This window comes from Mycoplasma sp. 2248, from assembly GCF_034863245.1.
Lineage (GTDB): Bacteria > Bacillota_I > Bacilli_A > Mycoplasmatales > Metamycoplasmataceae > Mycoplasmopsis.
Map to the genome: position 1 here is coordinate 34,793 of NZ_JAYFFC010000005.1, position 22,706 is coordinate 57,498.

A 22,706-nucleotide genomic window follows, 5' to 3' on the forward strand; every position below is an offset into this window, starting at 1 on the left:
TTAAAGGTGGATTTTATGAAGAATTTGTTTAAAGAAGTCTTTAAGTCATTATTTAAAAATAAAGCTACTGTTATAGGGTTAACTATCCTTGTATTTTTAACAGCAGGAGTTTTCACTGTTTTAAATGATGCTGCTAAATCAATGAAGCAACAATATGAAGCTGCTAAGAAAAAATCAGTTTCACACAATATTACAATCGATTTAAATCTATCAACAAATGCGAAAGCATACAATGATGGATATTTTGTTAACGGACTTTCTAAATCAGATTCACTTGTTTACGAAAATAAAAGTGTTTATGATAAGGGAATTAACTATATAACGGATAATTACAAAAAAGAAGGTTATGTAATTGACTTAACAAGAATTACAGATTCATTTATTCCATTAAGTTTATTTGTTGATGAGGAAAAATATAAAGACAAATATATTGATAGAGTTGACTTTATAAAAATCTACAACACTTATGACTTCAAGAATGAAAACGCAAGTTCATTAACATTGGATTTTGATAAAGCTATCAAAACAATGAGAATGAAAACTGATTTCATTGTTAACTTATACAAAAAAGAAAATGACTCATATTCACCTGTTACAACACAAGTTGTTTTAAATTTAAATGACCACTTTGTGCTTGATAAAACTTATAAATTAGAAGATATTGGATACATTACAACAGATACTGAAAGTAATGTTATTCTTTCTCAAGTTAAAACTTTATTCTTAAATATTGTCACAAAAGAAGCTACTTTTGACGTTGTTAAAGGTAAAGAATGAATGTATGAAAGAGTTTGTTTAAGTGTTGAACCAGCAACACTTGCTGTCAAACTTGGTTTTGATAAATATCAAGGTAACAATTACATTTTCATCCTTAATAAAGATAAAAACTCAACTTTAATTAACATTCAAGATGATGCTAAACCAACTGATGTTGTTAATGTTGAATTAAATACAGAATTTGATTATTCATCTTTATATGACGAATCAAGAACTTTAGACAAACCGATTCCATTTGTTTTTGAAACAAATCATACTTACAACATTCCTTTAAAATGAGCTGCAAAACAAGAGGAATACACATATTACCAAAGAAAAGTTTATGAATCAACATATGTAGATCCATTCAAGAAAAACTGAGATGGAGCATATGTTACATTTATGGAGAATTTAATTAAAGGAAACAATGGTGAATTACCATCAGAATTTAAAAAATTCTCATATTGAAACAAAAACTCACTTAAATACTTTATCCACTTTGATGAACAAGGTGTTTTAAAAGAAAACAAAGAGTTAATTTATGAGAACAATTCAGTTCTTACATATGATTTAACATACAATGAGCAACTTAGATTAGCTGATTTATCAGACCAACCAGGTTATTTAGATAGAGACTTTGCTATTAAAGAAATTATTATTAATGACTTAAAAACTCTTATTTTAAAAATTTATAACTTCACAAGAAAAGAAGTTGACAACCACCCAGAGTACAAGAGTAGAGTTCCAGAAATTGATGCGATAGCTAACGATGTAAACACAAGATTGCAAACTGCATCAATTAACAAATCACAATCAGTTCCAGAATTAACTGATATTTACAACAAGTTACTTAATGATGTAAGTGCTATTGTTCCAAACAATGTTTTACTTTTACCAGTGTTAAATTATGAAAAGAGAACGAAGATTCCTAATTATGCAGAATATGCATTTGATGGATATAAAACAATTGCTCAAATCGAAACATCAAGAGATAGATTAACAGAAGAAGAATTTGAAAAGTTATCTAATAAAAGAATCTGAGATATCACATTCACAAAAATTAAAAATGGTGCTTTAGATATTGTTAAAAAAGATATCTACAACCAAGTTTCAGAAAAAGTTGGTGCAGATAACATAGGTATCAAGGAATCAATCACAATTGATGCATTCGACACATCTAAAAATGAAAAATTCGTATATCACTTTGTTAATACGGGTGATAATGAACAAAAGATTGATGGAATCAAAAACAATGTAAATAAACTTTTCAATGAAATTGATAATCCAACAGGTTTATTTAATCTTTATTCAAATGTTGATGGTTATTTCAAAACTAGAGAATTACCATATTATGCAATTCACAAGATTTTAGGTGAAATTATTAACAACGTCATTCCATATGAAAAATACGTTTCATTAGATATGACATATGGACAAGTGAAAATTTATCAAAACTACCCAGAAACTAAATTATTTGAAGTTTGAGATAGATCGAAAATTTACAAATTAGCAAAATTTGTTGGATCAGAAAGAGATGCACAAGGTAATTTATTACCTGATAGCGACTTTAATCAATTTGCTGAATTAGGAATTACTTTCGCTCCATCAAGAGAACAAGATACATACTACATAATTAAACCTGTTTATGATGCTAATAAAAAGTTACTTTACTGACAAAATGTTTCATTATCAAGAAAAGGTGTTTCTGAATTTGATAAAGAACGTTTATCAACTGGTAGATTAACTTGAGAAGAAACAGATTCATACTTAGAAAACAATAAATTGACATTAATGGCAAAAATCAACCCAGAAGGATGAGTTGAACATAGTAATGAATTTGATAACGTTGTTTACTTACCTTTTGGTTATAGAGCTCCATTAAGTGATGTTTTAAATGAAGCGGCTACACAACAAACTTTAAATAAAGCTTTTGAAAATATCCAAAAAGTATTGTTAGATAGCGATTTAACAAAACAAGGATTTTTAACTAAAGACATTATTTATGCATTTATTGAAGCCACAGAATATTCAGCTAATATAAATAAATTTGCAACAATTTTCTCATCAGGACGTATTGATTTAGGGATTATTCCTAAATTGTTCCTTGATTTCCTTTACAAGTTATCACACAATGTAAATGGTGATTATGCAAACAAACTTATTGTTAACTTATTTACAAACTTAAGAAGATTTATTGCACAAAAAGATACTCTTGAAGAAAGAAAACAATATTTGACTGAGCAAATCCAAAAATTATTTAATGTTTTAAATGTACTTGGTGTAGAAATTCCGGTTAAAGTGGGGACTTTATCAAAATTTATTAAAGATCCTGTTGTTATGCTTGATTCAATTATTGGAATTATTGAATCAGTTAACTTTGTTAAGTTCACAGAGCAATCAAACAACTTTTTCTTAAATGAACATGATCATTTAGTTGATAGAGAAATTACAAAAGCTGATGGAACTAAAGAAATTGTTAAGTACGTAAGAAAATTATCAACGCTTGAATTAATTGAATGATTTATTAGATCAGTTGATCAAAAAGCATTCAAAACGCATTTATTTGACTTATTAGACAATATTAACATTGCCTTATTAGCTGATGTTAATGATCAAACTAACCCATTATATGACGTATTTAATTCATTTATGCCTCAACTTAAACCTATTTGACAAATTATTAACTTGTATCCAGGTTCAGCTGATAAATCATTTAAAAACGTTATAGATTGAACTAAGTATGTAATTAACTTATTTGATTTTGACATCTTTATTGATGCTGTTTTAAGTAAAAAACAAATGTTCTACACTGAACATCAAAGTGTAGATAGAGTAAACAAATATGCGACATCAGGAGTTGGATCAAAAGACTTTATTTATGCACTTATTAAATCATTATTTGCATTACCGGGTTCAAATAAATCATTTAAAGAATCAATAATTTCAATGTTTAACCTTTCAGATAAAGGGACAAATATTGAAATTGATGACAACGGATTATATTTAACAATTCCAGTTGCAGATGATGAAAAATTAGACTACTTTGACCTTCTTAACATCTTTATATCTCCTCAACCTTCTTCAACAACTGAAGCAGGAGCAAATACTAGTACATCTACATCAACTCAAAATTCGTTAAGTTTATTTGACAAACTTTACAACTTTGTTCACTCATACAAAGTTAGATTTGAAAATTGAAATGGAAACACAGTTTCACTAACATCATTCCCATCATCAGAAACAAATGATGCTATGGGTGTATTTGGATTTACTAAAGACAAAAGAGAAATACCTTTAAGTGAAGCTAAGCAATTAATTAATGAATGAATTCAAGTTCTTAACTTAGTTGTGCAAACAACTTCAAATGTTAAATTACAACCCAACTTATCAATTGGAGATATTTACAAATACTTTGCAGAATACAAGCCAATTGAAAACAATTCAGTTCATTCATTAGTTCAAGAAGCTATTAAGAAATTCTTAGATATTTCCAACAAAAATAATGACCCATTCTTCTATGTGAAAGAAGCATACCCATTATTCAAAGTTTGAATGAAAATGTTTGATAAATCAGTAAACGCTGACAGTGTAAAAACTAAAGAGTTTGCTCTTGAATTATTAAAATTAGCTAACAATTCGGAAATATTATCTGATTTTAGTTCATTTGATTTAATTCAACCATCATCACAAAACATTGTTTCATTTGAAAAAACGGGATTTGGTATTACTAAATCACTTGCAAATACTTTAAAACTTAAAGAAATCTTCTTTGCAAAAGATGAACAAGGTAACTATACAAATTCATTATTAGCTGAATTAATTAAAAAATTCCCTGAATATAAACAATATGTGCAAGATAATGAGTTAGAAATTATTCAATCATTTGCATACATTGCGACAGCTGAGTTATACGGTAAATTCAACCCGGAACACTTCAAAGATGTTTACTTATCAGAATTTACAAACATCGATTCAGTTGTGTTAGAAAACTTAATTAAAGGTGTATTTTCAAACGAATTATTTGTAAAACACTTTGATACATTTAACATTTACTTAAGTAACTCAATTAATGAAATTCCAGTTGTTAGATTAGGAATTTCGGATGCATTATTACACCCATTAACAATTGTTAAACATCCTGAAGTTGCAGTTTGATTCTTAACAAACACAAACAACCTAGGAGACAGTGGTAAGAATAAAGCAAATATTGCTTACTTGATAATGGATAAGATTATTAACTTCGAGGAATTAGCTAGAAATGATGTTGAATTAAGTGAATTTATTAGTTCATTCGAAAAAGGAAAACCTGTGTTTGCAACTATTGGTAAAGAATGACTTTTAAATGTTGCTTTTGACAACGAAATTATTCAATACTGATATTCAAAAGTTGGGAACAACATTGAAAATTATTCACCATTTGGTGTAAACATTATTAAACTTATTGAAGATGTTTTAAACACAATTACAGGTGTTAACAAATTAGATAACACACTTAAATTTGACCAAACAAGTTCATACATTGCAAAAGTTAACTATGTATGATTAGCTAAAAACAACAAGAAAATTTACGATGGTGAATTGCCAAATAATCCAATCGGAATGGTTGAATTAATCAAAAATCTTCCTGAGGATTACAAAATTAATGTAAATGGTTCAGAATTTATCATTATCGGTGACGATTATACATATGACAATATTTATCCAGTTGTGGATGAAGCAAACTTACAAGTTAATACAAATAACCAAGCTATTGTTTATGTTAACTCACAAGGGTTTGACAAAATTGCACAAGCTTACAGAGGAAATGTTGTTAAAGAATACTTACTTGTTAAGAATTCAACAAACTTAACAAATGAAGACCTTAAACAAGAATTAATTCAGGTTGTTAATAAAGCGACAAATAACTCAAATGATTTACCTAGAGTTTATCTAGATGATGAAATTGATGGAATTAACCCTGAACGTGCAATTAGAATTACTGCAGTTAAAAACTTCATTAAAGTAATCGGTTTCGTTTCAAAAATCTTATTATCTATCTTAATTACATTAGTTGCTATCTCAATTATTTTCATTATTAAGAGATACATTACAAACAAAAACAAGGCTATTGGTATTTTAGTTTCTCAAGGTTATACACCATTAGAAATCTCGTTATCAATGACTGTGTTCGCGTTCTTTACAATCATTATTGGAGGTATCGCAGGATACTTAACCGGTTTCTTAATACATGCTGAAGCTGTTAAGTTATTAAGTGATTATTGAGCTATACCGATTCAGACGCTAAACTTCTCAATAGTTTCATTTGGAATAAACATCATATTACCACTTGCAGCTATGTCTATACTTATTATTGTTGTTTCAATTCGTTCATTAAGATATAAATCAATTGACTTAATGAGTGGAATAACAGAAGTAAGTACAGGTGACTTCCATGCTAAATATGCAAACTTATTCAAGAAGAGAAATATTAAAACTAAATTTAGTGCTTCGTTAATCTTCCACAGCTTCTGAAAACTGGCATCATTTGGTATTTCAATCATTTTAGTTGCTATAACTACATTGTTCGGAATAGCAACCTTTGGTGAATTTGAATCATCAATTAGAAAAACATATAAAAACAGAAGTTACAATTACAAATTTGACTTAAGAACACCTACAATAGAAGGTGGTGGAATTAATCTGTTCACAGCACAAGATTTAGAAAACACACTTTATGTACCTGTTGGAGATATTGCTGAAATTAACCAATATCAAAGCGATTACTTCAAACCAGGTATATCAACAGCTGTAAATAAACTTGCAATCAAAAACCCTGATGGAACTACATCATATAGATATCCAAACGGAAATCCTACAGATTTTGATGGACACGTAATTTCACAATTCTCAGTTAACATTAAGATTGATTCATCAGTTTCAATTGATCCTTGAGATCAAGTTTACAATTCATTACCTGACTCACAAAAATCAAGAATTACATCAGTAAGAAATGAAATTGGTAGAAGACTTGAAAGAACACAACCAAACTTACATTACAAACAAGATGGTGATAGAAAAATTCTTGATATGACTAAAATGATTGAGTTAGTTCAAACAGGAACAGTTTCAGGATTCTTCCGTTATGTAGAAAATGAAACTAGCCCAGAATTAGGTAAATTTGTTTATCTTCAAGCTAACAAAAATAAAACTGATTTTGATGAAATAATAATTTCAACATCAGCTTATAGAGATGAATATAGAGAATTCTTAATCAATGGATACAAACAAATCTATAAAGAAAATGGTGAATTATTAAAACGGAATCCTAATGCATCAGTTGTAAGTGACTTCTTAGTTTCATTTGGTGGCTTATATTTTGACCCTGAATTTGATGAGCTTTACACATACGTAGATGCAAATCAAATTAAGAAAGGTAAAATCAAGAACGAAACTATTAAGTTATATGGTTACCAAGAAGATTCAAAACAAATTAAGATTAAATCTACTAGTGGAGAGGATTTACTTAAATTAATTAACGACGAGTTTAGTCAAAACGGATTTGACGTTAACGATAAACCTATTCCACTTATCATTAACGAAGTTTCATCAAAAGCATTTAACTTATTAGTTGGATCAAAATTTGAAGTTGTTGTAAACAATAATGTAAATAGATTCAAAGATAAGATAAATGAATATTATGAGAAATTAGTTAACCCCGAATATAAAGAACCGGAGAGACAAACTTACAAATTCATTGTTAGAGGTATAAACCCAACATATATTAATAATGAGTTTATTATTCCTAAAAAAGCTGCTGATATACTTACAGGATTAGATAAAGTTAAACATAACCCTAAATATGAAGTGTTTAACGGTATTATGTCTAAACACCCATTACCAATGCAATTATTATCATCAGCTGGATTATATTCAAACAGTGGTTACTGACCTGCTATCCAATCATTTGACACATCTACTTTAACAACTAAATATCTTGAAGATATGTTTGATGCATTATTTGGATCAAGACAAACAGTAGATAACTCAACAATTGATGGAGTAATGAGTACTTTAGGATATTCAGACTTACAAATTGCTAAATTTATAAATCCTGAATATAAAGAAACTGAAAACATTAAAGATAACTACTTATTAGCAAGAGCTAATGCAGAACAACACATTAAGAAGTTTGCTAATATATTCAATAACGACTTATATATCCCTATGGCTAATACTTTAGATTCTAAAGTTATTGAAGTGGGTTACACGATGTCTATTGCGCAAACAGTTCAAAAAATTGTAACTATTGTAACAATCTTAGCATTCATAATTTCTATAGTTATATTAGTAATCATTTCAACAATTCTTATTGGAGAAAATGAGAAGAATATAGCTATCTGATCAATACTTGGATATAATGAAAAAGAAAAAATTAAGATTTTCTATGGAATTTACTTACCATTTATTCTTATATCTATCTTAATAGCTATCTCATTAGCATTTGGATTTATATCAATCTTTAGTGGTTTCTTAACATCAGCTGCATCTATTGCAATTCCTATTGTTATTTCACCTCTAAACATATTAGTGACAGTATTAGTTATTCTAGGAGTATTCTTAGTAACATCAATATTATCTTGAATCGGAATTAACAAAGTTAAACCAATTGATTTATTGAAAGGTAAATAATGGAAAATAAAAACGTAAATGTAAACAATGATACAAATAAAGATACTCAAGAAGTTGTTGTTTTAACTAAAAAAACATCAGATGTCAAAATTACAAAGAAAAATGTATTTGACATTCTTGATGCTGATGGTGGAAGCAACAAAGTTGTATTAGACAGATCAATTGCTAGAGTTATTAGAAAAGCTTCAAACAAAAAGAGATCTAAAGATGGTAATGAAAAACTTAAAAACACAGGTAACGCAGTCATAGAAGTTAAAAACGTAAGTAAGTTTTACTTGTCAGGGACTACAGCTACTAGAGTTTTAAAGAATGTTTCATTAACAATTAACAAAGGTGAATTTGTTATGATCTTTGGTAAGTCTGGAGGTGGAAAAAGTACATTACTTAACCTTATAAGTGGACTTGATAGACCAAGTAGAGGACAAGTTATTGTATGTAATCAAAACTTACCTTACTACTCAGATTTCAAACTTACTTTATTTAGAAGAAAACACGTTAGCTTTATCTTCCAAAATTACAACTTATTACAAAATCTAAATGGTTATGACAATGTTGAAACTGGTGCTTACTTACAAAAAGATAAAAGCAAAAGATTAAACATTGATAAGTTATTTGAAGAATTTGAACTAGAAGATGTTAAAAACAAATATCCATCACAAATGTCTGGGGGACAACAACAACGTATTTCAATCCTACGTGCATTGGCTAAAAATGCTGAAATCATTTTCGCTGATGAACCTACAGGAGCACTTGATGATGCTACTTCTAAGATTGTTTTAAATTACTTATATGACATTAATAAAAAATATGGTGTTACTATAGTTATGGTTACTCACAACCCTCTTATAGCACCAATTGCTGATAAAGTTTTCACAATCAAGAACGGAAAAGTTGCTAACATCACAGTTAATAAAACTACAAAACATCCAAAAGATATTGATTGAAAAGAATAATTAATTATGTTGAATAATACTTACCACAAAATAGTGGTGAGTATTTTTTTATACCTTGGAGACTGTGCAATAAGTACAATTGGAATACAAAAAGTATAATAAAAACAGACTTTAAAAGTCTGTAATTTAAATACTATTTACGTTTCATTGTAGGGAATAAAAGAACATCACGAATTGAATCTTTTTCAGTTAATAACATTGTTAATCTATCGATTCCAATTCCACATCCACCTGTAGGAGGCATTCCGTATTCTAACGCTTCAACGAAATCTCAATCAATGTCACTAGCTTCATCATTTCCATTGTTCTTTTCTTTTAATTGGTCTTCAAAACGTTCTAATTGGTCAATTGGATCTGATAACTCAGTGTACATATTTGCATATTCTTTTGTGTTAATGAACAACTCAGCTCTTTCAACGAATCTTGGGTCTTGACCTTTAGCAGTAAGAGGAGAAATTTCTAATGGATGTCCATATACAAAAGTTGGTTGTATTAATGTTTTTTCAATAAGTTCTTCAAAAAGTTCATTAATAATGTGCCCTAATTGATGGAATTTTTGAATTTTAATACCATATGATTTAGCAACCTCAACAGCTTCATCAAATGAAATGTTTCTAAAATCTTTACCTGTAGCTTTAGAAACAGCTTCAACCATATCAACTCTGTTAAATGGTTTTGATAAATCAATTTCAACACCTTTGTTAATAACTGTTGATTTACCTAATTTAGCTGCAACTCTTTTAATAAGTTCTTCTGTACGTTGCATCATTCCTTCAAGGTTTGAGTAAGCTTCATAGAATTCAATTGAAGTGAATTCAGGGTTATGAGTTGTGTCGATTCCTTCGTTTCTGAAAATACGACCAATTTCATAAACTCTATCAACTCCACCAACTAAAAGTTTTTTAAGAGGAATTTCAGTAGCAATTCTAAGAACAAATTCTTGATCTAATGCATTGTGATGTGTTTTAAATGGACGAGCAGAAGCACCTGATAAATAATCGTGTAAGAATGGAGTTTCAACTTCCATATATTCTCTTTCATCAAAGTATCTTCTAATTTCACTAATGATTTTTGTTCTATTTCAGAACACTTGCATTGATTCATCATTAACAATTAAATCAACATATCTATGTCTGTATCTTTCTTCAACATCAGCTAATCCATGGTATTTATCAGGAAGTGGTTTAAGAGCCTTTGTTAAAAGTTTAATATTTTGAACTTTAACAGTAACTGCACCTGTGTGAGTTTTCATAACATTACCTTCAACATAAATAATATCTCCTAAGTCTAAAGATGATACTAATGCATTAACAGATTCATCATGTTCTTTTTTGTTGAAGTAAGCTTGAATTTTTCCGTGGTAGTCTTTGATCAAAATGAAAGGTCCACGCATTGTTAAAATTCTACCTGCAATAGCAACGGAAACTGGATTTTGTTCTAATTCTTCTTTAGATACATTTTCATATTTAGAATTTAATTCATCTGAATATGATCTTTCTTTTAATCCATCTGCTTTCGAGAAAGCTTCAATATTATTTTCTTTGTAAAAGTTTAATTTATTACGTCTTATTTGTTCTTGTTCTGTGTATTTTGTCATATCTTTTACTCCATTAATAAATATGTTTAAAGTATACCACTAATATTAAAAATATTAGTGGGGTAATATTAGAAACATAATTAATAAAATATCGATAGTAACACACTTGTTTTTTATAGTGCTATAGAAATTGTTTCATTTGAGTTTTATTGTCTAAAAAAACAAAAAAACTACCGAAATAGGCAGTGATTTGAAAATAAAATTCTTTTGTAAAATGGTTGCTTTAGATTCTATCTTCTTTTACTTTTCTAGCTGAAATTGTCACGTGTTTTGGACATGTTAACAGTTTTTGATCTGGTGTGAATTGAACATATAAAACATTCTCATTATATTTACGGTCATATTTAACAGTTCCTTCAGGTCTTAGAAATTCTAAATGAACTAAAGGTACATTAAATACTTCTCTTTGTTCTTCAGGAATTCTTAAATCAACAATTGGGTAAATTTCTACTGAACCACCTCAAAGTATGTTGTTTTTAATCATATCTTTTTCTTCTTGAGGGAAGAATTCATCAACCTGTTTAAATGAAGTTTCTAAAACTTTATCTTGTTGTTCATAAGATAAAGTTTTAAATTGTGGATCTTCAGCTAACTCTTTTCTCAACACTTCTTTATACACTTCAAAGTCTAATAAATATTTTTGCTCTTTAACCATTAATTTAAGAACAATATCAAATGGAACAACATCAGCAATTGTTCCAAAAGCATATCTATAATCTTTATTGCACATATCACAATGTGCTGTAACTAATGAACCCATAATATCTCCTTGTTTGGAATAAAATCATTATATTAATTATATTTAACTTTATAATTTACTTATGTTAGATTTTGAAAAGAATTATTGAGACAAATACGATGTCATTATTGGTTTAGATGAAGTAGGAAGAGGTTGTTTAGCTGGTGAGTTAGTAGTTGCTGGCGTGATTTTTCCTAAAGGATACTCAAATAGCAAAATTAAAGATTCTAAACAGTTAACTGAAAAACAAAGAGAAGAACTTTATGAAGAAATAGTCAACGATTGTGTTGAATATGTTATTGAAGTTAGAACTCTTGAACAAATCAATAATTCAAATCCTAAAAGAGAATCAATTTTAGGTATGGAATCTATTGTTAAAAAATTTAAAAACAAACCTGATTTGATAATTACAGATTATGAAAAATTAAATTTAGAAAACTATGAACAAATTAATTTAGTTAAAGGTGATTCAATTTCACTTTCAGTTGCTGCTGCTAGCATTTTAGCCAAGGTTACAAGAGATAGAATGCTTAAAGAATATTCAAAAATATACCCTGAATATGATTTTGATAATAACAAAGGTTATGGGACTAAAAAACATTTAGATGCTTTAAATGTGTTTGGTCCAACTAAAATACATAGAACTAAATACAAACCAGTTGTAGCATCATACGAAAAGCATCGAAAATATAGATAAATTGACTAGGATAACCTAGTTTTTTTAATAAAAAAGCACTCAGAAAACTAAAGTGCTAGAAAATTAATCTATTTCATATTTTTTTCAGATTTTTTAGCTAATATTGAGCCTACAAAACTAAAGATTGGGCCAAATACACAGACTAAAATATATAATACTGCTATTGCAATATCATCTTCGCTTTTTCTGCGAAGAAGTCTAACAATAGCAATGATTTGTAAAAACATTAATATTATGTGAAGAATAAATGTAATCGTTGCTATGATTCAGATATTTATATTTGTTCCTATTGCAAGTATATATATTCGAGCAAATGATCCTGAAGAATAATAGTAAATTTGTAGTTGTACCACAACAACTGATCATATTATGTGTAGAATTCCTACAGAAATAATAATTATTCAAATTAATGATAATCAGAATATTGGTTTCGTATAATATTTTTTGTTTTCCATATATATCCCTTCGTTTTTATCTATATCCTTATTCTAAAAAAAAAAAAAAAGCAAAGTAGAAAGTGAAATATTTTTGTTTTATAATATGACTATGAAAAAAGAAGTGCAAATTAAAATTGAAATTCAAAAAAACTCAAGAATCAAGTATGAATACAACAGAAAAACAGGACAAATTGAAGTAGATAGAATCTTACGTGAAGATTTTGTTTACCCTTGCAACTATGGTTTCATTCCTGAAGCATTAGACTGAGATGGAGACGAACTTGATGTATTATTATATTCATCAGAACAATTCATTCCAGGTTCATTATTAAATGCAAGAATTATTGGTGCTATGAAAATGATTGATGACGGTGAAACTGATACAAAATTAATTGCAGTTCACGCTGATGATTACAGATTAGATCACATTAACTCATTATCAGACTTACCAAGACCATTTTTAGATACAGTTAAAACATTCTTTAGTACATACAAAAACTGAAAACGTCCAGGAATTACATCAGTTGATGGATTCGAAGATGTTGAATGAGCTATTGCTGAATATGAAGAATGTGTTGATTTAATGAACAAATATGGTTCAATTGATAAAAAAGAATTCATTGAATTAATGAAACAAAAACATCCTGAAAAATATGTTGCTTAATTAGATAATTTTCTATCCCTTAAGGGATAGATTTTTTTATTTCTTAACAAAAAATTTTATGAAAAAGTTAGATTTTAAGTAAAAAATTAACTTTTTACAAAATAAAAAGGAAAACATGAAGAAAGTTTTGTTTTTAAATAGTAATCTTTCGTTTAAAGAAAACTCTAGCTTAAGTAAAGTTACAAATAATGTAATTAAGTATTATCAAAACAAATTAGGAATCAATTTTGAATACATTGATTTAAGTGAGACAGAATTTTCTGAGCAGATAATTGTACCTTTTTCTATACTCTACAAGTTATAAAAGTAAAATTCATAGTGATATAATTAACTGAAATTTGTCAACTGAGGAGTTTTATGACTTTAGACTTATTAAAGGAAGAATGATTTGTAAATAATTACTATATTTTTCTATATGAAAACAACTTACTAGAAAATAAATTAGAAAATAGCTGTTCCATTACCTATTTCGAAAATGGATTGGTAATTAACACTTTTAGAAATGATGCATATTCTGCATTTATATCTAATGTAAACTACAAAAAAGAAAATGTGGAGAAAATTATTAATTTGCTTTCAGATTTTTCACCAACTGTAATAACTTATGGCAATGCTTGCTTGAATTTGGTTCATCAGATTAGTAATCTTAATAATTATGAAATTTACAATCAAACTATTGCTGCATTAGATAAAGATGATTTTGTTTTTATTGAAGCAAAAGAAGAAGCATTAGATAAAAAGATATTAATTAAAAGAGTTGATTTATTTGATTTTGATGAAATCAAAAAAATTCCTCGAAGAAGAAAATTTTTATCCAAGCTCAAGAAATCATTGAGTTGATTCTTATAAAAAATATGTTCTAGAAAATAACTTAAACTATGGTTATATAGCTTTAAAAGATAAAAAAGTAATTTCTCACGCTTGTGTTGTTTATACAAATTCTAAAAACGCAGTAATTTGAGGAGTAGCAACAAATCCGGAATTTAGAGGTCTAGGTTTAGCTTCGCATTTAGTTTCACTGCTATGTAAGGATATATTAAACAATAACCTTAAACCACTTTTATATTACACAGAAGAAAAGATTGGTAACTTATACAAAAAGTTAGGATTTAAAGATAAAGCACAATATTTTATAGCTTCAAAAGTGGAAAATTAGTTAAATAAATTAAATTTATTTAAAAATAATAATTTTCCATAAGAAAGCTATCAAAATATTGCTTTTTTATTAAAATTATATTTATGATTAAGGTAGATAACATTACATTCAGATATAGAGAAACAGATACTCAACCAGCATTGAAAAATGTTTCTTTTTCTATTGAAAAAGGTGAGTATGTTGCTATATTAGGACACAATGGTTCAGGTAAAAGTACTTTGTCAAAAGTACTTGTAACTTTGCTTAAACCTCAAAGCGGTTCAATTAGCATTGATGGAATTGAATATTCAAAAGAGAACTTACTTAAGATTAGAAAGAAAATTGGGATTATTTTTCAAAATCCAGATAACCAGTTTGTAGGTTCTAGTGTCGAAGATGATATTGCATTTGGATTAGAAAATAGAAACATTCCACATGAAGAAATGCATAAGTTAGTTAAAAAATATGCGGCAAAAGTTGATATGGAAAACTTACTTGAAAGAGAACCTGAAAGCTTAAGTGGAGGGCAAAAACAAAGGGTTGCTATTGCTGCAATTTTAGCTTTAAATCCTGATGTTATTATTTTCGATGAGGTTACATCAATGCTTGATCCAAAAGGTAAATCAAGTGTTATTCAAATAATCAAGGAAATTAAAGAACAAAAAGATAAAACCTTAATCTCAATTACACACGATATGGATGAAGCAATTTTAGCTGATAAATGTTTAGTTTTTGCTAAAGGAAAATTAGTTGCAGCTGGCTCACCAAAAGAAATATTAAAGAACCAAGAAATTATTGAAATAGCGAAAATTGAATCTCCATTTATTTACAGAATGAGCACAATGATTAATGGAATTGAACCAACATACAATGAAAGTGAGTTAATAGAAGAAATATGCAAATAAAAGTAAAAAAATTAACTCATACATTTAGTGTAAAGACACCTTGAGAATTTACTGCATTAAAAGATGTATCTGCAACAATTAAACAAGGTGAATATGTTGGTATTATTGGTGCTACTGGTTCAGGAAAGACTACATTAATCGAACATTTAAATAGATTACTAGAACCTACAAATGGAGTAATCGAATGAGTTTATAAGGATAATATTAGAAGAACATATGGCTATGAACTATCAAAACTATTAGTTTCATTAGACAAAAAATATTCTGATAAAAATGATCCTAAATATAAAGCAGAACTTAAAGAAAAAAGTGCTCAAATTAAAAAAGAAATTAAAGTTAATGATAAGCGAATTAAAGAGTTAGAAAAAATCTATAAAAAAGAATACAAGATAGCTTACAACAAATTTAGTGAAGAATACAGTCAGCATCAAACTGAAAGAAAATCAAAACTTAAAAACAAGTTTAAATTTTCATTTAGTAAGGAAGTTGAATTGTTTAAAAATGAATTTGATGCTAACTCTGAGACATTAAAGAAAATTAATGAACTTAAATATGTTGAAGATTTTGTGACTCAACAAACCTACAAAAACAAAATCAAATCATTAAGATCTATGCCTAAAAAAATTAGACAAAGAGTTGCTATAGCTTTTCAATTTGCAGAATATCAGTTATTTAAAGGAACAATAATTGAGGATATTGCATTTGGTCCGATGGCTTATGGTGTTCCAAAAATTAAAGCTTATGAAAAAGCTAGAGAATGTTTAAAACTTGTCGGATTAGGTGAAGAATATTTAGAAAGAAGTCCTTTTGAACTCAGTGGTGGACAAAAAAGAAGAGTTGCTCTTGCTGGAATTCTAGCAATGGAACCTGATTTCTTAGTTGTTGATGAACCTACAGCTGGACTTGATCCTCAAGGTGTTGATGAAATTTTAGAAATTCTTAATAATTTGCATAAATCAGGAAAAACTATCATCAATGTAACTCATGATTTAGATAACATTTTAAAATACTCAAAACGTATTTTGCTTATGAAAAATGGACAAATTGTTAATGATGGTGAACCTTATGATGTTTTAAATGATGTTGAGTTTTTAAAGGAAAACAATCTTCAACCACCACATTTATTAGAGTTTGCTAATAAATTAAGAAAAAGAGGTGTAGATATACCAAAAGTAACATCAGAAGAACAATTGGCTTTCTATATTAATAAACATATGGAAAGTAAGAAGGGAGTGTAATGAAAAGTGTATTTGGACGTTACATTCCAGGTGATGGATTTTTATATAAATTAGATCCTAGATTTAAGTTACTTATGGTTATTGTTTATATTGTAATGGTGTTTATGGTTAGATATTTCATTGATATGGTTATCTTACTTTTACCTCTTATTATTATCTATATTTACACAAATAAAAGAGTAAGACCATTACTTAAAATGCTTAAGCTACCTATCTTTGTGTCTGTTGTAATTTTTGCAGTCAACTTGTACACTATAACGAACGAAACGGTACATAATGATGTTGCTAATATGTTGAGCAAATCATATTTAAAAGATCATCAAGATGTAAATAGGTTAGCTCAAGCTTACTGGACGAATGGTTTCTGAAGTTTTAACACTTCAGCAAGCAAAACTTTTTATAACACAATAATAGACACAAATGGTGCATTATCTGTTTTTAAAGGTGAACATTCAGATGCTCTTATGCAAAAAGTTCAATATGGTGTTTCATTAGATAATATCAATAAAACATTGAGTTTGTTTTTAAGAATTTACACAATGATTTTAATTACTACATTATTAACGAACACAACAAGACCAATATTATTAACAAAAGCAATTGAAGATCTTTTATATCCACTTAAATTCATTTTTGTACCTACACACGTTATTGCGATGATTGTTTCAATCGCACTTAGATTCATACCAACATTAATTGATGAATCAAATAGAATTATTAAAGCGCAATCATCACGTGGGGTAGACTTCAAGCACGGTAATATTAAGGAAAAAATTGATGCATTTACTACATTGATTATTCCTTTATTCGTTTCATCATTCTCAAAAGCTGAAGATTTAGCTAACTCAATGGAAACAAGAGGATATGATCCATATGCTAAGAGAACTAAATATAGAAAAATTAAACAATCTTGAATCGATTTAATTTCTTTATTAGTTATATTAGCTATATTATCATTCTTAATTGTAAATATTGTGTATCCAAATTACTTACCATTTGGGTACATTGCAACAAGAATTATTTAATTTTTAGGTCTATAAATCACACGTAAAAAAATGCGTGTGATTTATTTTTTTATATTATAATATATCTAAATTTATACAGCTGTAAAGCACTAGCGCTTTACACTTAATTAAGGAGGTAAAAATGGTTAAAATTAGATTAAAAAGAATGGGTGACAAGTTCAGACCAGTATACAAAATTGTTGTGGCTGACGCAAGATCACCACGTGATGGTAAATTTATCGAAGCTTTAGGGCACTACAATCCATCTTCTAAAGAATTTGTTTTAAACAAAGAATTAACTGCTAAATGATTAAAACAAGGTGCACAACCTACAATTACTGTTGCTAACTTATTTAGAGCTCACAAATTAACTTCAGAACTTAAAAAATAATGAAAATTAATTTTCTTACTTTATTCCCTAGATACTATGAACCTTTTGTTAATGAAAGTATTGTTAACTTAGTTAAAGAAAAAGGACTAGTGGAATTTAATGTGGTTGATTTCAGAGACTTTTCTAAAGATAAACATAGAAAAGTTGACGATGAGATTTATGGTGGTGGTCATGGGCTACTTTTACAAGTAGAACCAATTGACTTAGCTTTAGAAAGTTTAGAAAATAACGGTGGATATAGAATTTTAGTTTCTCCACAAGGTAAACAATTCACTCAAGAAATAGCAGAGGAGTTATCTAAAAAGGATCAAATCACTTTCATCGCCGGAAGGTATGAAGGGTTTGATGAAAGAGTACTTAATTTTGTTGATATTGAATTATCAATAGGTGATTATGTACTTACAGGAGGAGAGTTACCATCAATGGTAATGGCTGACAGTATTATCAGATTACTTCCAGGAGCCATTAGAGATGAATCACATCAAAATGAATCTTTCCAAGGTAGAGGTTTATTAGAACATCCACAATATACAAGACCAAGAGAATACAAAGGTTACTTAGTACCTGAAGTATTGCTTAATGGAGACCATAAGAAAATTAAAGAATGAAAAGAGCAGGCTAGTTTAGAAAAAACTAAAAAGAATAGACCTGACCTTTATGAAAGGATAATTAAAAATGAGAAATAGATTATTAGAGTTAGTAGAACACCCACAATTACGTACAGACTTACCTGAATTCAAAACAGGAGACAATGTTAAAGTTCACGTACGTATCCGTGAAGGTGAAAAAGAACGTATTCAAATTTTTGAAGGTTTAGTAATCAGTAAAAAAGAATCAGGCACAAGAGAAATGTTCACAGTTAGAAAAATTTCTTACGGAATTGGTGTTGAAAGAACATTTCCAGTTAACTCACCTTTAATCGCACACATCGAAGTAGTTCGTTCAAACAAAGTTAGAAGAAAAAGACTTTACTACATGAGAAATCTTAGTGGAAAAAGTGCTCGTCTTAAAGAAATCAAAAAGAACAAATAATTTAATCACAATACCTTATTACATATGAAACCAGTTATAATGACTGGTTTTTTTGTATAAAAAAATAGCAACAAGTGCTATTTAATCATTTCGTATAAGTCTTGTTCACTTATAATTGGAACATTTAATTTGTTCGCTTTATCAAATTTAGTCGCTCCAACATTTTCTCCAGCAACTAAGTAATTTGTTTTACTTGAAATTGAAGATGAAACAGTTCCTCCATTTTGCTCAATGATTTTTGAAAGTTCATCTCTAGAAATTGAATGTGTACCAGTAATTACAAAAGTTTGATTTTTAAGTTTATCTGATTTAGGTTCATTATTTGATGATTTGTAAATTAACACACTGTCTAATTTTTGTATCAATTCTTTATTTTTATTATCTGCGACAAAATCTTTAAGTGATTGAACTATTTCAGGTCCAATTGAATTAATTAAAAGGTATTCATCAAAGTTAATTTCGAATAGGTCTGAAAGTTTTGTTAATTTTTCTGAAATCATTTTTGCAACTACTAGACCTATGTTTTTGATTCCTAAAGCAAATAATGCTTTATGTAATTCAACATTTTTTGCTTCTTCAATAGAAACTAAAATGTTGTTTAATCTTTTGTCAGCAATCTTGATTTTAACTTCAGGATTTGATGAATTTTCTTTGAAGAATTCAAGAATTTCATCAGCTTTATCCTTTAGATTGAAAATTGAATATTGGTCTGTAATTCAACCTTTATCAAAGAAGAAGTTAAGTGTCTTTTCACTTAGTGAGACAATGTTAAGTGCATCTCTAGAAACAAAGAATGATAAGTTTCTAGTTAGTTTTTCATAACAGTTTGGATTTTCACAAAATTGATCAACAATTCCTGGGTATTCAACTAAAACTGAATTACAAGAAGGACAATTTAGGACCTTAGGGAAAATTGAATTTGTATATTTAGTTTTTAACTCAATAATTTTAGGAATAATTTCACCAGATTTGATTAAAACAACTTGGTCACCTATGTTTATGTTCATATTAGAAATAAAATCATAGTTGTGAAGTGTTGCGTTTGAAACTGTTGTTTGAACTAACTCAACGGGGTCAAAACTTGCTACATAAGTTATTTTTCCGGTTCTACCAACTGTGGCTACTATTTTTTTAATAATCGGATATGCTTCTTCGGTTTTGTATTTATATGCAATTGCATATCTAGGGAATTTAGCAGTTTTACCTAATAAATCTCAATATTCAAGTTGATTTAGTTTAATGACAAAACCATCACAGTCATATTCAAATGAATCTTTAACTAATTCAAACTCATTAATTCTTTTGATTATTGATTGAAAATCTTTTTCTACATAGTGATATTGATGTGTAGGTAAGTTTAATGATTTTAAGAAATCAACAATCTGTGATTGTTCTTTTAGTTCGTGTTCTAATGGATCTACAATATCATACATAATGATTTGAAGATCTCTCTGAATGATTAATTTACCATTTTTCTGTCTTAAAGTACCTGCTGCCATATTTCTAGTATTAGCAAAATAATCTTCTGTAGGTTCTTTTGGTTCCTTTGGAAGTGCTTTTTTGATTTTACCATTATTGTAATCAGCTAATTTAGCTAAATAAGCTGGTCAAGTTTTATTAATAAATTCAAGTTTCTTCTCTTCGAATTCTTCTTTTAATTGTTGATTAATTTCAAGGAATTTAGATTTGTTAATATAAATTTCCCCTCTTATTTCAATTGGTTTTAGATAATTAATTGTTTTAGGGATGCTTTTGATGATTAGAGCATTTTTAGTAACATCCTCACCAACTTTACCATCTCCACGAGTTACTGCATTTGCTAATTTACCATCTTTGTAAATTAATGAGATCGATAGACCATCAATTTTAGGTTCAAGATTGAAGTTAATTTGTGATGAATTTATAGGTGATGTAGTATTTTTAATAAAATCATTAACTTCTTCTTGTGAATATGCTTTAGCAAGTGAAAGCATTGGCTTTTGATGGGTATATTTAGAGAAGTTTAAGCTTGGAACACCACCAATTTTAGTTGTGGGAGAATCTTCTTGAATAAACTCAGGATACTTAATTTCAAGCTCCTCAAGTTCTCTTAATTTACTATCATAAACAAAGTCATTAACAAGTGGTTTATCTAGATTGTAGTAAGCGTGATTGAGTTTATTTAACTCATTTGTAAGTTCAATAATGTAGTCTTTTATTTCATTTTTTGTAGCAGGTATTTTCATATTTTTAAATTATACAGCTTATATAAAGTTTTAAACAAAATAAGCAAATTAGTAAGTTATTTGCTAAATTTTCAGACATATTATTTTTATATTTGTATATAATTAAAATATTAATAGATTGAGGAGAAATTATGAAGTTCGAAATTAGAGAATTCACAGTTGATAAAAAAGAATGATTAACTGTACAAAATAATGTTTTAAGTTACTTAGAATCAAATAAAAGAGAAGGTCAGAAAATTGATCAAAAACTTATTTTAACATCAGCATCAAATGCTTATATGGATTCAATTAAACAAAAATTAATGGAAGAAATAAATCTTAAAGATGCAGATAAAATTGCATTTTTACCAGTTCCACAAGATGTTAAATTCACAATTGAAGATTTTTCATTTAAATTAAAAGTTTTCTATGAAGATAACCTTGAAAAATATAATTTAGATATTAAACCTGAACCATTTAAGTTATTATCAAATGACTATAATGCAAAAATTGATGAGTTTTATAACTTATTTATTTCAGGTTACAAATTTAAACTTAATGTTGATAGAGATGTAGTTGAAACTAATGATAATGTAATCATCGAAACTAAACCTGCAGATATGCAAGAAGCTAAATTTGAAAAATATCAAATTATTGCAAATCCTGAAAGTGAACATCAATTTGAAAAACAATTAATTGGTGTGAAACTAGGGGAAGTTGTTACTGTAAATTATGCTGGAAGAGACTTTTTAGTTAAACCTATTCAAATTGTTGAAATTAAAGAAATGCCAATTACTGCAGAAAATGTTCACTTGTTAAATATTGACCAAATTAAAAATATGGATGATGTTAGAAAATATGTTGAAAAAACAATTTTAGAACAAATTGTTAATGATTCTGTTTTTGCTTATGGTGAAAACATTTTAGGTCAATTATTAAAAGAATTTAATCAATTACTTGAAATTGATAATGAATTAATTGAAAACGATATGAAAGAATTTAGATTTAAAGAAGACTTCGCAGGAGATAAAAGAGAAGTTGTTAAATCTACAATTATGAACTACTTCTGAACTATGCTATTCAACAAGAAGTTAGGAATTAAAATTGAATACAGTGAAATGGAAGAAGAAAGACAAAAATTATTCACTATTTTTGGAGAAAAAGCTAACCAATTCGGTGTTCAAGCAATTTCAAATATTGTTTTACTTAAAAAACTAGGGACATACTACTTATCAAAAAATGAACCTGCAGTTTTTGAAGAAAATAAAGAATACCTACAAAAGTAT

The 22,706-nt window shown here is 27.9% G+C and carries 18 protein-coding genes; 14 read left to right on the plus strand and 4 right to left on the minus strand.

Annotated elements, in window-relative coordinates:
- The first annotated feature begins 15 nt into the window (after positions 1-15).
- Together VBM91_RS02040 and VBM91_RS02045 are read left to right on the plus strand one after the other, a co-directional pair.
- Complete coding sequence (locus VBM91_RS02040) at positions 16-8,424, plus strand: ABC transporter permease (RefSeq protein WP_323189115.1); 8,409 nt, start codon at positions 16-18, stop codon at positions 8,422-8,424.
- Positions 8,424-9,377: an ABC transporter ATP-binding protein gene (locus tag VBM91_RS02045; protein ID WP_323177717.1), complete on the plus strand. Its 954-nt coding sequence runs from the start codon at positions 8,424-8,426 to the stop codon at positions 9,375-9,377. Before VBM91_RS02040 ends, VBM91_RS02045 begins: the two co-directional genes overlap by 1 nt.
- Before the next feature lie 133 nt (positions 9,378-9,510).
- Here VBM91_RS02045 and lysS read toward each other — a convergent pair whose 3' ends face one another.
- Both lysS and VBM91_RS02055 read right to left on the minus strand, forming a co-directional pair.
- Positions 9,511-10,974 (minus strand): lysine--tRNA ligase, encoded by a 1,464-nt coding sequence (gene lysS, locus VBM91_RS02050; RefSeq protein ID WP_323189116.1) that lies wholly within the window; start codon positions 10,972-10,974, stop codon positions 9,511-9,513.
- Between the two features lie 223 nt (positions 10,975-11,197).
- Positions 11,198-11,734 (minus strand): hypothetical protein, encoded by a 537-nt coding sequence (locus VBM91_RS02055; protein WP_323189117.1) that lies wholly within the window; start codon positions 11,732-11,734, stop codon positions 11,198-11,200.
- A 61-nt stretch (positions 11,735-11,795) separates the two neighbouring features.
- Here VBM91_RS02055 and VBM91_RS02060 point away from each other — a divergent pair, with 61 nt between their 5' ends.
- Entirely contained in the window at positions 11,796-12,410 is a 615-nt protein-coding gene (locus VBM91_RS02060; RefSeq protein WP_257089108.1) for a ribonuclease HII, read from the plus strand.
- Positions 12,411-12,478: 68 nt separating this feature from the next.
- On the opposite strand, the gene VBM91_RS02065 is transcribed toward VBM91_RS02060, so the two are convergent.
- Entirely contained in the window at positions 12,479-12,865 is a 387-nt protein-coding gene (locus VBM91_RS02065) for a hypothetical protein (protein WP_323189118.1), read from the minus strand.
- Positions 12,866-12,956: 91 nt separating this feature from the next.
- Between VBM91_RS02065 and VBM91_RS02070 the strand changes: the two genes are divergently transcribed.
- The 10 genes from VBM91_RS02070 to rplS all read left to right on the plus strand — a co-directional run bounded on the left by VBM91_RS02070 (position 12,957) and on the right by rplS (position 19,216).
- Positions 12,957-13,511, plus strand: a complete 555-nt coding sequence (locus VBM91_RS02070; protein ID WP_323189119.1) for an inorganic diphosphatase — start codon at positions 12,957-12,959, stop codon at positions 13,509-13,511.
- A gap of 115 nt (positions 13,512-13,626) precedes the next feature.
- The gene (locus VBM91_RS02075) at positions 13,627-13,815 is read left to right on the plus strand and encodes a hypothetical protein (protein ID WP_323189120.1); all 189 of its coding nucleotides are present in this window, start codon (positions 13,627-13,629) and stop codon (positions 13,813-13,815) included.
- A 53-nt stretch (positions 13,816-13,868) separates the two neighbouring features.
- Positions 13,869-14,360, plus strand: a complete 492-nt coding sequence (locus VBM91_RS02080) for a hypothetical protein (RefSeq protein WP_323189121.1) — start codon at positions 13,869-13,871, stop codon at positions 14,358-14,360.
- Complete coding sequence (locus tag VBM91_RS02085; RefSeq protein ID WP_323189122.1) at positions 14,287-14,667, plus strand: GNAT family N-acetyltransferase; 381 nt, start codon at positions 14,287-14,289, stop codon at positions 14,665-14,667. The genes VBM91_RS02080 and VBM91_RS02085 overlap by 74 nt, the downstream gene beginning before the upstream one ends.
- Before the next feature lie 83 nt (positions 14,668-14,750).
- On the plus strand, positions 14,751-15,551 hold the full coding sequence (locus tag VBM91_RS02090; RefSeq protein ID WP_323189123.1) for an energy-coupling factor transporter ATPase: 801 nt from the start codon (positions 14,751-14,753) through the stop codon (positions 15,549-15,551).
- Entirely contained in the window at positions 15,542-16,789 is a 1,248-nt protein-coding gene (locus tag VBM91_RS02095; protein ID WP_323189124.1) for an ATP-binding cassette domain-containing protein, read from the plus strand. The genes VBM91_RS02090 and VBM91_RS02095 overlap by 10 nt, the downstream gene beginning before the upstream one ends.
- Positions 16,789-17,814 carry an energy-coupling factor transporter transmembrane component T gene (locus tag VBM91_RS02100; RefSeq protein WP_323189125.1) on the plus strand — a complete coding sequence of 342 codons (1,026 nt, stop codon included), beginning with the start codon at positions 16,789-16,791 and terminating at the stop codon, positions 17,812-17,814. Before VBM91_RS02095 ends, VBM91_RS02100 begins: the two co-directional genes overlap by 1 nt.
- Before the next feature lie 121 nt (positions 17,815-17,935).
- Entirely contained in the window at positions 17,936-18,184 is a 249-nt protein-coding gene (gene rpsP / locus VBM91_RS02105) for a 30S ribosomal protein S16 (RefSeq protein WP_257089094.1), read from the plus strand.
- Entirely contained in the window at positions 18,184-18,870 is a 687-nt protein-coding gene (trmD, locus tag VBM91_RS02110) for a tRNA (guanosine(37)-N1)-methyltransferase TrmD (RefSeq protein WP_257089092.1), read from the plus strand. The genes rpsP and trmD overlap by 1 nt, the downstream gene beginning before the upstream one ends.
- On the plus strand, positions 18,860-19,216 hold the full coding sequence (gene rplS / locus VBM91_RS02115; RefSeq protein ID WP_257089090.1) for a 50S ribosomal protein L19: 357 nt from the start codon (positions 18,860-18,862) through the stop codon (positions 19,214-19,216). The genes trmD and rplS overlap by 11 nt, the downstream gene beginning before the upstream one ends.
- Positions 19,217-19,293: 77 nt before the next feature.
- Here the strand turns inward: rplS and ligA are convergent, their stop codons facing one another.
- The gene (gene ligA / locus VBM91_RS02120; protein WP_323189126.1) at positions 19,294-21,441 is read right to left on the minus strand and encodes an NAD-dependent DNA ligase LigA; all 2,148 of its coding nucleotides are present in this window, start codon (positions 21,439-21,441) and stop codon (positions 19,294-19,296) included.
- A 131-nt stretch (positions 21,442-21,572) separates the two neighbouring features.
- Between ligA and VBM91_RS02125 the strand changes: the two genes are divergently transcribed.
- The coding region (locus VBM91_RS02125) for a trigger factor-related chaperone (RefSeq protein ID WP_323189127.1) at positions 21,573-22,706 on the plus strand (1,134 nt) is incomplete at its 3' end.